13 protein-coding genes and 1 rRNA gene are annotated in these 13,022 nt (G+C 59.3%); 6 read left to right on the top strand and 8 right to left on the bottom strand.

Annotated features, from left to right (window positions below; genetic code table 11):
• Positions 1-20 precede the first annotated feature (20 nt).
• The 4 genes from bktB to IE061_RS15605 are packed head-to-tail and all read right to left on the bottom strand — an operon-like array spanning position 21 to position 5,194.
• Positions 21-1,205 carry a beta-ketothiolase BktB gene (gene bktB, locus IE061_RS15620; protein ID WP_039179375.1) on the bottom strand — a complete coding sequence of 395 codons (1,185 nt, stop codon included), beginning with the start codon at positions 1,203-1,205 and terminating at the stop codon, positions 21-23.
• A 36-nt stretch (positions 1,206-1,241) separates the two neighbouring features.
• Complete coding sequence (locus tag IE061_RS15615; protein ID WP_039179372.1) at positions 1,242-2,384, bottom strand: acyl-CoA dehydrogenase family protein; 1,143 nt, start codon at positions 2,382-2,384, stop codon at positions 1,242-1,244.
• The gene (locus IE061_RS15610; protein ID WP_039179367.1) at positions 2,384-3,958 is read right to left on the bottom strand and encodes a fatty acyl-CoA synthetase; all 1,575 of its coding nucleotides are present in this window, start codon (positions 3,956-3,958) and stop codon (positions 2,384-2,386) included. The genes IE061_RS15615 and IE061_RS15610 overlap by 1 nt, the downstream gene beginning before the upstream one ends.
• A gap of 6 nt (positions 3,959-3,964) precedes the next feature.
• Positions 3,965-5,194 carry an ABC transporter substrate-binding protein gene (locus IE061_RS15605; RefSeq protein ID WP_039179364.1) on the bottom strand — a complete coding sequence of 410 codons (1,230 nt, stop codon included), beginning with the start codon at positions 5,192-5,194 and terminating at the stop codon, positions 3,965-3,967.
• Between the two features lie 255 nt (positions 5,195-5,449).
• Here IE061_RS15605 and IE061_RS15600 point away from each other — a divergent pair, with 255 nt between their 5' ends.
• The gene (locus IE061_RS15600; RefSeq protein ID WP_039179361.1) at positions 5,450-6,310 is read left to right on the top strand and encodes a TatD family hydrolase; all 861 of its coding nucleotides are present in this window, start codon (positions 5,450-5,452) and stop codon (positions 6,308-6,310) included.
• Between the two features lie 14 nt (positions 6,311-6,324).
• Positions 6,325-6,804 carry a hypothetical protein gene (locus tag IE061_RS15595; RefSeq protein WP_016914304.1) on the top strand — a complete coding sequence of 160 codons (480 nt, stop codon included), beginning with the start codon at positions 6,325-6,327 and terminating at the stop codon, positions 6,802-6,804.
• Here IE061_RS15595 and IE061_RS15590 read toward each other — a convergent pair.
• On the bottom strand, positions 6,801-7,382 hold the full coding sequence (locus tag IE061_RS15590) for an elongation factor P hydroxylase (protein WP_039179358.1): 582 nt from the start codon (positions 7,380-7,382) through the stop codon (positions 6,801-6,803). The two genes, IE061_RS15595 and IE061_RS15590, sit on opposite strands and share 4 nt — an antisense overlap.
• A gap of 137 nt (positions 7,383-7,519) precedes the next feature.
• Between IE061_RS15590 and IE061_RS15585 the strand changes: the two genes are divergently transcribed.
• From IE061_RS15585 to IE061_RS15575, 3 genes are all read left to right on the top strand, one after another.
• Entirely contained in the window at positions 7,520-8,938 is a 1,419-nt protein-coding gene (locus IE061_RS15585; RefSeq protein WP_039179355.1) for an MATE family efflux transporter, read from the top strand.
• A 4-nt stretch (positions 8,939-8,942) separates the two neighbouring features.
• On the top strand, positions 8,943-9,956 hold the full coding sequence (locus tag IE061_RS15580) for a DUF3080 family protein (RefSeq protein WP_144984461.1): 1,014 nt from the start codon (positions 8,943-8,945) through the stop codon (positions 9,954-9,956).
• Positions 9,957-10,068: 112 nt separating this feature from the next.
• Entirely contained in the window at positions 10,069-10,776 is a 708-nt protein-coding gene (locus IE061_RS15575) for a hypothetical protein (RefSeq protein ID WP_039179348.1), read from the top strand.
• 60 nt (positions 10,777-10,836) lie between these two features.
• On the opposite strand, the gene tusA is transcribed toward IE061_RS15575, so the two are convergent.
• Positions 10,837-11,088 (bottom strand): sulfurtransferase TusA, encoded by a 252-nt coding sequence (gene tusA, locus IE061_RS15570; RefSeq protein ID WP_039179343.1) that lies wholly within the window; start codon positions 11,086-11,088, stop codon positions 10,837-10,839.
• Between the two features lie 28 nt (positions 11,089-11,116).
• Between tusA and IE061_RS15565 the strand changes: the two genes are divergently transcribed.
• Positions 11,117-11,404: an antibiotic biosynthesis monooxygenase family protein gene (locus tag IE061_RS15565; RefSeq protein ID WP_016914310.1), complete on the top strand. Its 288-nt coding sequence runs from the start codon at positions 11,117-11,119 to the stop codon at positions 11,402-11,404.
• Between the two features lie 30 nt (positions 11,405-11,434).
• Here IE061_RS15565 and rlmM read toward each other — a convergent pair whose 3' ends face one another.
• Both rlmM and rrf read right to left on the bottom strand, forming a co-directional pair.
• Complete coding sequence (gene rlmM, locus IE061_RS15560; protein ID WP_039179339.1) at positions 11,435-12,502, bottom strand: 23S rRNA (cytidine(2498)-2'-O)-methyltransferase RlmM; 1,068 nt, start codon at positions 12,500-12,502, stop codon at positions 11,435-11,437.
• Positions 12,503-12,701: 199 nt separating this feature from the next.
• A 5S ribosomal RNA gene (gene rrf, locus IE061_RS15555) occupies positions 12,702-12,817 on the bottom strand.
• Between the last annotated feature and the right edge of the window lie 205 nt (positions 12,818-13,022).

Raw genomic sequence — 13,022 nt, 5'->3', positions numbered from 1 at the left:
TGTTGGATGTCTGGGGCAACTTAACGCTCGATTAGTAGCGCGATACCTTGCCCGCCACCAATGCACAGCGTAATCAGTCCAAAGCGCCCCTGAATGCGCTCCAGCTCATGCAGCGCTTTAAGGATCAAAATGGCGCCGGTGGCCCCCACCGGATGCCCAAGAGCGACCGCACCGCCATTGGGGTTGAGCTTTTCCAGCGGAAAATCGAGCGTGCTGGCCACCGCCATGGCCTGAGCCGCAAAGGCTTCATTGGATTCGATCACATCGATATCGTGGATGGTCAATCCAGCCTGCTGCAAGCAACGCTTGACGGCGGGAATGGGCCCCAACCCCATCAGTGATGGTTCCACGCCCGCCGTGGTGGCCACCCGCAACCGCGCACGCACGGTGAGCCCTCGTTTCCGGGCCTCTTCAGCATGGGCCAGTACGAGGGTGGCGGCGCCATCGTTGATCCCTGAGGCATTGCCTGCGGTCACGACCCCTTCACGCTTGAAAGCCGGTTTCAGCCGGGCCAGGTCACTGAGCACCACGTCTTCCCGGACATGCTCATCACGGGCAAAGGTCAGCGTCTGCTTGCCCCGGGTCACCTCTACCGGCACGATCTGCTCATCGAAGCGGCCTTCCGATAGTGCCCGCGCTGCTTTTTGATGGCTCTCGAGGGCGAATTGATCCAACTGCTCGCGGCTGAAACCGTACTGCTGCGCGATATTTTCAGCGGTGATTCCCATGTGACCACTGCCGAACGGGTCACTCAACACGCCAAGCGTCAAATCCTCGATGCGGGTGTCCCCCATGCGAATACCGTGGCGCGCCTGCGGGGCCAACACGTAGGCTCCGCGAGACATGCTTTCGGCACCGCCCGCCAAAGCGAGGCGACTGTCGCCCAGGACAATCTGCTGAGCCGCAGACACCACCGCCTGGACGCCAGAGCCGCACAGGCGATTAACGTTGAAGGCACCGGCCTCTTTGGGAACGCCTGCACTGAGTGCGATGTGGCGGGCCAGATAGGCATCCTGCGGGCCAGTAGTGATGATATGGCCGTAAACCGAATGATCGATGTCGGCGCCCTCCACCCCGGCCCGGCGCAGGGCTTCCACGGCGGTGATGGCGCCCAACTCATGGGGGGCGAAGGCGGATAGCGAACCGCCAAACCCTCCGATGGCGGTGCGCGCGCCCCCTACAATCACCACGCTATCCAACTGCATATAGACTCCTTGTCGACCGTTTTTTGGACCTCTTGCTCAAGAGGCTTTGCCCAGCAGCGAGCGCGCAATCACTTCTTTCATGATCTCGGAGCTGCCGGCATAAATGGTTTGTACCCGAGCATCGAGATAAAAGCGCGAAATGGGGTACTCATGAGTGTAGCCATAGCCACCAAACAACTGCAGACAGCGATCCACCGCATGACACTGCAGTTCGCTCAGCTGTAATTTAAGAATCGCCGCCTCGGTGCTGCTCATGCTGCCTTGCCGATACCGCTCCATGCACTGTTCGAAGTAAGCCCGGGCCATGTCAAGCTGGGCTTTGAGCTGCGCCAGCGTAAAGCGGGTGTTTTGAAAATCGGCAAGCCGCTGACCGAAAGCTTCACGCTGGGTGACGTATTCGAGGGTTAACGCTAGCGCCCCTTCTATTGCCCCCAGGGCCTGGGCACCCACCCCCAAACGCTCACGAGGCAGCTCTTGCATGAGGTAACGAAACCCTTCGCCCTCGTTGCCCAATAGCGCGTCTGCGGGCAACTTCAACTGACCAAAGGCCAGCTCCGCAGTGTCGCTGGCATGCTGGCCTATTTTCTTGATCGGTTTACCCCGGGAAAAGCCGGGCAGCGACGTTTCCACTAAAAATAGCGAGACCCCTTTGGCGCCGGCACTGGGATCGGTTTTCGCGCACACGATCACCAGATCGGCCACCTGACCATTGGTGATGAACAGCTTGCCGCCGTTGAGCAACCAGCCATCCTCTACCCGCGTGGCGCGGGTTTTCATCGCGGCCAAATCACTCCCGGCGTGGGGTTCGCTCATGGCAATGGCCCCCAGGCACTCCCCCAAGGCCATGCGCGGCAGCCACTTTTCCTTCTGCCCAGGTGTCCCCAGCCTCTGGACATACGGCATGACGATATTGGCGTGGATGTTGTAGGCACTGGCGAGGCCACCAAAGCCCTGACGAGACATCTCTTCAAGCACCCTTTGCGTGATGGCGATATCGGCCTCTGAGCCACCGTACGCTTCTGCCAGGTCAATACCCAACAGCCCTGCCGCCCCCAGCGCCAGCCACAGGGAGCGTGGTATTTCCCCCGCCTCCTCCCACTGCTGGTAAAAAGGCGCTACTTCCTGCGCTAAACAGCGGGTAATCATGGGCTGAAAGAGCCCCAGCTCCTGGTCGTCCATCATGACTCTCCCAGCGCCTGGCGCAGATGGCGCTTGAGAATTTTACCTGCCGTGCTCTTGGGCAGTGCGTCGGTAAACATCACCCGCTTGGGTACCTTGTAAGGGGCGATCAGGTCCTTGGCGTGTCGAATCAGCTCCGCTTCACTGGCGCTTTGCCCCTCCTTGAGCACCACCACCGCGGTAATCGCCTCGATCCATTTGTCATCGGGCAGCCCCACAACCGCCACCTCTGAAACCGCCGTGTGCTTGAACAGCACCTCTTCCACTTCTCGACTGGCGACCAGCACACCGCCGGTATTGATCACGTCCTTGATACGGTCGACGATGTACAAATAGCCCGCTTCATCGACATACCCCACGTCTCCAGAGTGGAACCAGCCTCCCTGAAATGCCTCTGCGGTCATCTCGGGTTTGTCCCAGTAGCCCAGCATGAGCTGCGGAGAACGATGGACGATTTCCCCATGCTCTCCCGGCGGAACATCGTTGCCCTCCAGATCGACGATGCGCGTTTCGACCGTGAGAATCGGTCGTCCAGCAGAGGCCGGCCGTTCGGCATGCTCTTCTGGTCGCAAAACAGTCGCCAAGGGCGCTATTTCGCTCTGTCCGTAGCAGTTGTACAGGCCGACACCATGAAAGCGCTGCTGCATCTCTTCGAGTACCGGCACCGGCATGATGGAGGCCCCGTAATAGGCTTTTCTGAGGCTCGAGAGATCGTACTGATCGAAGTGAGGGTGCCGTAACAGACTGATCCACACGGTAGGAGGGGCAAAAAAAGAGCTGATCTGGTGCTGTGAAATGGCAGCCAGGCAGCTTTCCGGCAGGGGGGCCTCCAGCAGAATGACGGGCGCTCCCAGCAGTAGCGCAGGCATCAGAAACACGTGCATTTGCGCCGAGTGGTACAAGGGCAGCGCTGCCAGCACGGCGTCATCTGCCTGGATATCCAACGCCACCATGCACGCCATGTACTCGGCCATGAGCGCTTGATGGCTCATGATGGCAGCCTTGGGCGCTGCCGTGGTACCAGAGGTATATAACAACTGGGCGATGCTGGCCCCCTCCAGCGCGACGTCTGGCTCATGGGCAGCATGAGCCAGAGAAGCATGAACCCCGTGGGTACACGCCAGTACGTCGAAGGCGTCTTCTTGAAGCGATGCCCCCTCCGCCTGCAGGGTACCGTTGACGACCAGCGACAGTCCCGCGACGGCAGCGCGAACCTTGTCACCTAGCACCGCGTCGCTCAGTACCCCTTTTGCGCCCGACTGCTCCAGAATGTAGCGAAGCTCGTCACTGCTCAGCGCAAAATTGACAGGGACGTGAATCAGGCCCGCCTTGCTACAGGCCAGCCACGCGATCACATAGGCATCCGAGTTTTTACCGTATACCGCCAGGCGGTCGCCCGGCGCCAGCCCTGCTTCCAGCAGCGCATTTGCCGCCTGGTTGGCCGCGTTATTGAGCGCTTGATAACTCCACGTACGCTCGCCGAACGTCAAAGCCCGCTTCTGGGCATGCTTGCGCGCGCTGCGGTCAAGCGCAGCGCCAATCGTATTGCGATGAATGTTATCTACAGACGTCATGGCTGTTTAACCCTTTACGAGTGGGCAGACGCTTTCAGACAGTGGCCGGAACGCTTCCTCGGCAGGAATGGTGCGGACCACCCGGAACAAGTCGTCTTCATCTGCTGACTCTGCCGGGGTTTTGACTTCCACCAGGTACATGTCGTGGACCATACGGCCGTCTTCGCGGATATAGCCGTTCTGGGCAAAGATATCGTTGATAGGCGTGTCGGCCATCTGCTGACGCACCGTCTGGGTATCGTCTGTCCCGGTGGCAGCGATGGCGTCCAGGTAGTGGCGAGTGCTGGAGTAGAGGCCAGCGTGCACCATGGTAGGCATGCTGCCCGTACGCTCCCGGAAGCGTTCTGCCCAAGCGCGGGTTTCCTCGTTCAAGTCGTAATACCAGGCTTTGGTGAACTGCAGCCCTTGGGCATTTTCCAGCCCGATACTGCGCACATCGGTACTGAACAGCACCATTCCCGCCAGGATTTGCCCGGCCTGGGTAATACCAAACTCCCCCGCCGTCTGAACCGCGTTGATGGTGTCCCCGCCCGCGTTATTCAGCGCAATGACGTCAGCACCAGAGGCCTGCGCCTGTAACATGAACGATGAAAAGTCGTTATTGGGGAATGGATGACGCGCACGCCCTACGATGGTGCCACCGTTTTCAGTGACCACGCGCTCGACGTCTGCTTCCAACGCATGACCAAAAGAGTAATCGGCACTCAACAAGTACCAGTTTTTGTAGCCTTCTTCGGTAATGGCTTTGGCGGTGCCGTTCGACATCGCCCAGGTGTCATACACCCAGTGAATATGATTCGCAGAGCAGTGTTCGTTGGTCACGCCGGAGGAGACGGCACCATTCACCAGCCCCAGCTTGTCGGCCTCCTGCAGCAGACTGACAGCCGCCAACGTGACCGATGATGCCACCAGGCCCGTGACCATATCGACGTTGCGCTCATCGATCCATTCACGCACCACGCTGGAGCCCACGTCAGGGCTGTTACGATCATCGGCACTGAACACCACGATATCCGCCCCGTTGACACTGCCGCCAATATCCTCGATCGCCATCTGAATGGCATCGAGCCCCAGAGAACCGATAGGATCGCGGTAAACGCCTGACATATCGGCCAGATAGCCAATGCGGATTTCGTTATCAGAAATCCCTTCATGGGCGGCAACGAACGGAACGAAGCCTGCAGCAACCACCGCAGAAGCTAACGCAGACAGGGTGAAACGACGTGATAACGGCATGAGGGTACCTCTCTATTGTTGTTATTGAGGTGAAAATCACAACGCTGGCGTTGCGCCTTCACTCATTGAATCACGGGCATGGCGGTGACTCATTTTCATGGTAAGAGCAAACAGGCCTGCACTGTTTACCTATTGAGCCAGTTTTTTTGCAATTCATGCCATTTGCAGTGTGATTACTTGCCACGTTCATGGCGGCTTGCGTTGGCGAGCCAAGCGGCTCCAGCGTTACAATGGGGCCACTGGCCCACAGAAGAGATGAGCACATTGGCGACTCAGCAAGCACACGACGCGTTACCTGAAGCGCTACAGTTTCGCCCCAGCACACCGCTGGTCGATATTGGCGCCAACCTGACCCATGAGAGCTTTCAGCGCGATTTGAGCGACGTGATTGCCAGGGCCCGAGCCGCCAACGTGACCACAATGATCGTCACGGGAACGGATGTCGCCCACGCCAGGCAGGCCGTCGAGATGGCTCGGCAGTTTGCGGGGCTGTATGCCACTGCGGGGGTGCATCCCCATGATGCCAGTGGCTGGAGCGAAGACGTGGCCCAGGCGCTGGGCAATCTCTATACACTGCCCGAGGTGGTCGCGGTCGGTGAGTGCGGGCTCGACTTCAACCGCAACTTTTCCACACCGCAGGAGCAGGAGCGCGCCTTTGAAGCGCAGTTGGCCCTGGCGGCGGCATCCGGGCTACCGCTGTTTCTTCATGAGCGTGATGCAGGACAGCGCATGCGTGAGATCCTGCACCACTGGCGCGACGATATCAGCCACGCGGTGATCCACTGCTTTACCGCAGACCGTGAAACGCTGCGGGGCTATCTGGAGCTGGACCTGCACATCGGCTTGACGGGCTGGATTTGTGACGAGCGGCGCGGGCATCACCTGCGTGACCTGGTGCGCGAGATCCCGCTGGATCGATTGATGGTCGAAACCGACTGCCCTTACTTGCTGCCCCGTAATTTGCCCGCCAAGCTGAAAGGCAGACGCCATGAGCCTGCCCTGCTGCCCTGGATCGTGCAGGAGATTGCTCGTTGGCATCAGGTGAGTGACACTGAACTCGCGGCGGCGACCACCCGGACCGCCCTGCAATTTTTCCGTATCGACACGGATACCTAGAAGGAACGACAACCATGGCCGACTACCCCGGTTTTATTGCCATAGAGATAGGTGAAGACAATGGCTTGCCGCTGTCGATTGCATGGTCACTGCCCGATGGCCGCATCAAGCAGACCTTGATCCAGCCGGATGACAGCTGGATTACCGAAGACAGCAATGTCATGGGGGCTTACAGCATCGAAGAGCTGGAGAGCCTGGGGGTCAGCCCGCTGGATGTGATCCGCGAGCTGGAGAACGACCATTTCTCGGCCACACTGTACACCAGCGACAACGGCGAAGACGAGGCCGCCCTTGCCCGCTTGTTCGACACCTACGGGCTGGACCCTTTTGTGGAGCTGGCACCCGCACAAGTGCTGTATGAAACCCTCAGCTCAAGCGAATGGCACCGCCTGCGCAGTGATACCTTCAACGACCTGGGCCTAGAACCCATGCGCCCCGAGCACGAAATCGAGGTCATGCTGACCCTGCATCAGCAGTTGTCCGAGGCTGACTAACCCACTTTCATCAGAGCATCGTCCAGCAGGCGGTGCCCCTGCCGAATCGCCTGCTCCAGCGTGTCCTGGTGCTGATAGTAGCGCGCCAATGCCATCCGAAACGCATTGGCGCGCAGGGGCAGTCCCTCTTGCCGATAGCGCTCGGCCCTCGCTGCCACGCGTCTTGCGAAAGCCTCCCGGTCCACCTCGCCCCCGCCGCCCAGATTGTCCACACTGACATGGAACGTACGGCCACACGCCTGGGTAAACAGTTGCTCCAACGCCTGAGGGGCCACTTCGGCCTGTTCGAATGCCTGTTGCTGTTCCTCCGTGCGCCCGTCCGGGTAGTACCAGTAGCCATAATCTTCCCACTGGCGGCGTTTTGCGCCTGCGATGCACCAGTGGCTGATCTCATGTAACGCACTGGCAAAATAGCCTCGTGCAAAGATCACCTGATGGTAAGGCGTTTGCTCACTCATCGGGCGGTAAAGCGGCTCATCGCCACCGCGAATCAGTCGAGTCTGATAGTGGTCTGCAAACACCCCATCAAACAGCGCAGTAATATCGTCGAGCGTCCAGCGCTCTTGCGGGTTAGTCACACCGTTATCTCATTCATGAACGTTGCACTAGTATAACGAGGGACCCATCCTTGGCTAAAGAGGAGAGCGCAAGGTATAGCGACTCCTGCTACTCTATCGCTTTTTCCTGGGTCTCTTTGCTAAATAGGAACCATACCTTGGGCGGCTTCACTAGCGATATCAAGAAAATTTACTGGCCTGAAACACGCACACTCATGGCCCTGGCGCTGCCTATCTGTGGTGCACAGCTTGCTCAGGCAGGCATGAGCGTCGTCGATGTGATGATGACCGGACGACATGACGCCACGTCGCTGGCGGCGGTGTCGGTAGGCTCCAGCCTGTGGATGCCTCTGATGCTGTTCATGACCGGCACGCTGATGGGGCTGACGCCCATCGTGGCTCAACTGCTGGGAGGGCAACGCAACGGCGCCATTCGTCCCGCCGTACATCAGGCGCTCTGGGTGGCCCTGGCGCTGGGCTTGTTGGCCGCCCTGCTGCTGCGTACGGCCGTCATGCCGATCTTCGAGCTGATGAACGTGCCACCGGCAGTGGCCAGCGAGTCGGCTGCTTACCTGAGCGCGGTGGCCTTCGGCATGCCAGGCATCGCGCTATTTCAGGCATTGAGAGCGTTTTCGGATGGCATGAACCATACCCGGCCAGCCTTGTGGATCAGCCTGATTGGCCTGGCCGTCAATATTCCCAGCAACTATGTACTGATCTACGGGGGTGATGGGCTGGTCAGCCTGTTCGGCGCCGCGCTGCCGGATACGCTGCAGCAGCTACCCGCGCTGGGCGCCTTTGGCTGTGGTATTGCCACGGCCTTCTCCATGTGGACCATGACCATTGCCATGGCACTCTACACACGCCGTGGCACGGTATACCGCAGCGTTTCCTTGTGGCATGGCGCCACCTGGCCACAGTGGTCAGGCGTGCGTGAGCTGCTCGTGGTCGGGGTGCCCATCGGCGTCGCGATTTTTGTCGAAGTGACGCTGTTCACGCTGATCGCCCTGTTCATTGCCAGCCTTGGTGAAGTGACCGTGGGGGCTCACCAGATCGCGCTGAGCTATACCTCGATCCTGTTCATGCTGCCCATGTCACTGAGCATGGCACTGACGGTGCGTGTCGGTAATACGCTGGGGCAGCAGCGCCTTTCCCTGGCCCGCAAGGTTGCCTGGAACGGTGTCGTGATCAGCGTGATCGTCGCCGCGTTCAACAGCACGCTGCTCTGGTTCACTGCCGCACCGGTCATCAGCCTGTATACCTCCAATAGCGACATTCAGGCCCTGGCGCTCACGATCATCGCTCTGGCGGTCATCTTTCAGCTGTCGGACTCGCTGCAAGTGAATCTGGCCGGCGCGCTGCGAGGCTACAAGGATACCCGCATCGTCATGGTGATCACCGTTCTTTCCTACTGGATCGTCGGGCTGGGGGGCGGTCATTGGCTGGGAACCTATGGCATGGGCGGCGAGTCACAGCCGCTGGGGGTACACGGCTACTGGATCGGCCTGATTGCAGGGCTCACGACAGCGGCCATCTTGCTGGCTTGGCGATTACATCGAATCAGTCAACGGGAGTGACCCCATGCGGCCTTCAAGTTTCTACCGCTCATGCCTCGTGATGCCCGTCGTCATGTCGGCCAGCCTGGTGCTGGCTGGCTGCGGCGACAACAGCGCGGACGAGGCCTGGGCGGCCTACCAGCGCTCGACTGCCGAGGAGCTCGGCATTTCCGCTCCTGAACGCCAGCAGCCCCGTAACATAGGCGCCTTTCCCGACCGACGCCAGCGCGTGATCGAGCTGCCGGAGATACGCGAAGGCATGCTCAATATCTATGCGTTACGCAAGTGCCAGATCACCTCCCTGATTGCTGCCAGAAACAATCAGCTAGGCCGTGTCGCACCGCCCAGCCAGCAATGGATCTACGAGCGCACGCTGTGGCAACGCCTGGATCACTGCTGGAACAGCGATATTCCTGAACGGCTGGGTGAGGATGACGCCCATCGCCTGGCACAGCTGACCCAGCTCAAAACCGAGCAGCTGCCCTTTGCGACCTGGAACGCCATCTTTGCCTCGGAAGAGTGGGAGAAGAGTTTCGCCCGCGCCAGTCATCCTCTGCACACACTCCCCGATCAAGTCTGGGCAGCACAGCGGGCAGCACTGGATTATCTTGAGCAGATGATTACCCAGCAGTTCAATCAGGCCTGGCAACACGACTCCTCGACCCTGGAAAACCATCTCAAAACGCTCCAGCAGCGTCCGCTGACTGCCGAAGTGCTGCGCGCCTTGCTGCTGGCTGAGCAGCGCCTGAACGAGCTAAACGCGGCTATAGCCCAGGCCGAACCAGACGCAGGGAGCAGCTGTTGGTCAGAAGCCCTGCCTGACTGGGTAGACCAACTGGAGCAACGCGCAGAGCAGTGGCTGGTGTCGGTGAATAGCCTTTTCGATACCCATGCCGTCAGCCCACCGCCAGCGGTGTCTGACTACCAGCAGGCCTGGCTCGACATGCAGAACCCGGAGGCCCCCTGGCAGCAGTTTCAACGGGCTCTGGCGCATCATCGTCAGTTGGCGCTTACCCTGGCGCCCTGCACACAGCATTAAATATGCTCGTCATGCTTAACCTTCCAGACAAGGTGTGCTATTGGTGAAGGTAGCGGCAGATGAAAATCACTGTCTGCCAATGTCGTGACCACGCAGTACAAGGAGGGACACCATGGGCTCACCCCTGTCAACTCGCTCTGCCCAGGTCATCGACCTGGATACCGTGCGTCAGCGTCAGCAGGCGCGAAAATGTCTCGTTCGTCTGGCTCCGGAGCTGGACGGACTGGAAATGGTTTACCAGCTCGCTGCGAGTCCCGACACCTACTATGGTCTCCCCATTCTGGCCTGGGGCTTGAGAGAAGATGGCAGCATTACCGGGCTGGTACCCTGGATGGAGTCTCTGGCGGCCTGCCATGAGCTGGACAGCGAGGAAAGCGGTTGCTTCGTCGGTTACCGTGACCCCGAAACCGATGAAATCTTCGATGTTCCCCCCGACCACAAGTACGACGAACTGGTCGCGGCTGCAGGCTATTTCGAGTATGAGGCATCCGGTGAAGTGACGCTGATCCAGCAGCTTCCCGATACCCTGGGAACCCATGCCTTGTGCATGAACCGGCCCAATGCCCCCTGGCATATGAAGCCGGTCTACGGGTGGCGCCTGTACAGCGACGGCAGCGTGGACGCACTGCTGGCTGACGAGCAAAAAGCCACTCTGATGCCGATCCTGCTGGGTGATAACTGCCTGTATGACGCCCACTCGCGCCATCACACCGTCTATTTTTTCCAACGCCACATCGCTAATCGCATCCTCGAAGAGGACCCGGCTACGCTTGAGGCCCTGGCCATGATGGTGGTCTCCGACAGCAACGAGCGCTCTTGAAGCCATCCCGGCAAGGCATTGCACCATGGTCGATGCATGCCTTGCCAGGACTCCCCAGTATCACGCCAAACGGATAAAGTAGACGTAGTGGTCGTCAGAGCCCTGCTGCTCGATAAGCTCGTGCCCCAGGAATTGACAAAACTTGGGGACATCGCGCGTCGTCGCAGGGTCCGTCGCCACGACCTTCAGCACCTGGCCCGACGCCATGTCACGCACCTTGTTGTGCATCAGCATGATGGGCTCTGGGCAGTACAGCCCGGTGGTGTCCAATTCGGCATCGAAAGCACTGGGGGCTTGTGTAGGATCAGTCATCGACTCTCTCGGTTAGGAAACAGACACTATGATAAAAGTCATCATTGAACGACGCATCATGCCCGGCCTGGAAGATGAATATGAGCAGGCCGCACGCGAAGCCATGCGCGTATCATTGGGCATTCGTGGCTTCGTTGGTGGTGAAACGCTGGTAGAGCGCGGCCACACCGACCGTCGACTGATGATCACCAAATGGCGTGACCTGCGCGCTTGGAAAGAGTGGCACGCAAGCGAGGCTCGCGCCATGGCCATGCAGCGCATTCTGCCTCTTCTCACCGAAGATGAAGCCATTCGTATCTATGAGCCGGGGTACTAGGCGAGCGTTCAGCCAGTCAAGCACACCTTCTCAGTGTAGCAACCTGACATGCACCGTCACCTCTTCCCGATCATGGTAGAGATGACGGCAGCTTATTTTAGCGCTTACCCCGGCTGACGCCAACGAGGCTTCCAGCGTCGTCAGGCAGCGCGTCACTTCGTCCCAGCGTTTCTTCATGGGCAGCTTCAAGTTGAAGATAGCTTCACGACACCATTTACGCGTCAACCAACGCTCTACCATGGCCAATACCCGTACAGGCTTGTCCACGATGTCGCACACCAGCCAATCCAGCCGCTGAGGGGGCTCCCAGGTAAAGCCATCTTCACGCAGGTGGTCGATCTGACCCGTCGCCATCAGGGCTTTGTCCATCGGCCCATTATCGATGGCATAGACGTACATGCCGCGCTGCACCAGCTGCCATGTCCAGCCTCCTGGCGCCGCCCCCAGGTCCGCTGCCTGCATGTGCTCCGCCAGGCGAGTATCCCACTGATCGCGTGGAATGAATTCGTGCCAGGCCTCTTCCAGTTTCAGCGTCGAGCGGCTTGGCGCACGGGAAGGAAAGCGTAGCCGCCGGATTCCGTTCAACAGCTCGCTACGATTGTCAGGGAAGCTCATGCCAAGCTGCACACGGTCTCCGTCCGTCCAGAAAATATGCAGCCGTCTTCCGCCAGCCTTGCCTCGCAGCGCCCCACGCTTTTTCAGCGTGTTTTGCAGCGGGCGAGTGAGCGCCTTGATCAACCCCGACAGTGCTTTGCCATCGTTGGTATCCGGTGTTTCGTGCCAAATCTCTTCAAAGCTCCAACGGCTGGCTTTGACCTGATCGAGAATGGCGGTCAGACGATCCTCACGGGACAGCACCAAGGGCGGCAGGGCTGCCAGACTCTGCCTGGCAAAGATGAGATGCTGGAAAGCTGCCTGGCGGTGCAGGTCATTGATCGCCTCACCATCCTGTCGCGTCAAGCTGACCCATCCGGCCCCATGGGCTGGTTCGCAGTTCACCCCCTGCTGTTTGGCATGATGCTGCATTTCCGCCAACGTATCGCCCTCGAAACCGGGTCGACAATAGACCAGCCACGCCGTGGGTATCGTGTCACTCACCTTTCACCTCTCTGTAAACATGGAGCCGTCACTGCCCTCTCGAAAACACATGATAACATCGCAGCGAAGCAACAACGGCTCCCCAAGGCAGCCTATCAACGCATATCACCCCCACAGCCCGAGCCATGAGGGTTTTGCGCAAGTGCCAAACGCAAAAAGCCCCGAACACAGTGTGCTCGGGGCTTTCTACGATATAAGTGCCTGACGATGACCTACTCTCACATGGGGAGACCCCACACTACCATCGGCGCTAAGCGGTTTCACTTCTGAGTTCGGCATGGGATCAGGTGGTTCACGCGTGCTATGGTCGTCAGGCGTAACAGGTAATGCATATCATGCTGCGTATTCGTTGACGTGTATTGTGTGCGTCTCTTGTCAGCAAGCGCTCTGGCTCACTGCCGCGTATCCGGTGTTGCGAGTGCGTTCACACTCCTCGTTATCATCACGACCAGACCCCTTGGGTGTTATAGGGTCAAGCCTCACGGGCCATTAGTACACGTTAGCTCAACGCCTTGCAGCG

It is taken from the genome of Vreelandella hamiltonii (assembly GCF_014651795.1).
Classification (GTDB): domain Bacteria; phylum Pseudomonadota; class Gammaproteobacteria; order Pseudomonadales; family Halomonadaceae; genus Vreelandella; species Vreelandella hamiltonii.
This window is presented reverse-complemented; position numbering and strand designations above follow the sequence as displayed.

Bases quoted from the DNA above. Each gene is read 5' to 3' on its own strand.
- bktB (WP_039179375.1), bottom strand. From the start codon at position 1,205: ATGCAGTTGGATAGCGTGGTGATTGTAGGGGGCGCGCGCACCGCCATC.
- IE061_RS15615 (WP_039179372.1), bottom strand. From the start codon at position 2,384: ATGGACGACCAGGAGCTGGGGCTCTTTCAGCCCATGATTACCCGCTGT.
- IE061_RS15610 (WP_039179367.1), bottom strand. From the start codon at position 3,958: ATGACGTCTGTAGATAACATTCATCGCAATACGATTGGCGCTGCGCTT.
- IE061_RS15605 (WP_039179364.1), bottom strand. From the start codon at position 5,194: ATGCCGTTATCACGTCGTTTCACCCTGTCTGCGTTAGCTTCTGCGGTG.
- IE061_RS15600 (WP_039179361.1), top strand. From the start codon at position 5,450: ATGAGCACATTGGCGACTCAGCAAGCACACGACGCGTTACCTGAAGCG.
- IE061_RS15595 (WP_016914304.1), top strand. From the start codon at position 6,325: ATGGCCGACTACCCCGGTTTTATTGCCATAGAGATAGGTGAAGACAAT.
- IE061_RS15580 (WP_144984461.1), top strand. From the start codon at position 8,943: ATGCGGCCTTCAAGTTTCTACCGCTCATGCCTCGTGATGCCCGTCGTC.
- IE061_RS15575 (WP_039179348.1), top strand. From the start codon at position 10,069: ATGGGCTCACCCCTGTCAACTCGCTCTGCCCAGGTCATCGACCTGGAT.
- tusA (WP_039179343.1), bottom strand. From the start codon at position 11,088: ATGACTGATCCTACACAAGCCCCCAGTGCTTTCGATGCCGAATTGGAC.
- IE061_RS15565 (WP_016914310.1), top strand. From the start codon at position 11,117: ATGATAAAAGTCATCATTGAACGACGCATCATGCCCGGCCTGGAAGAT.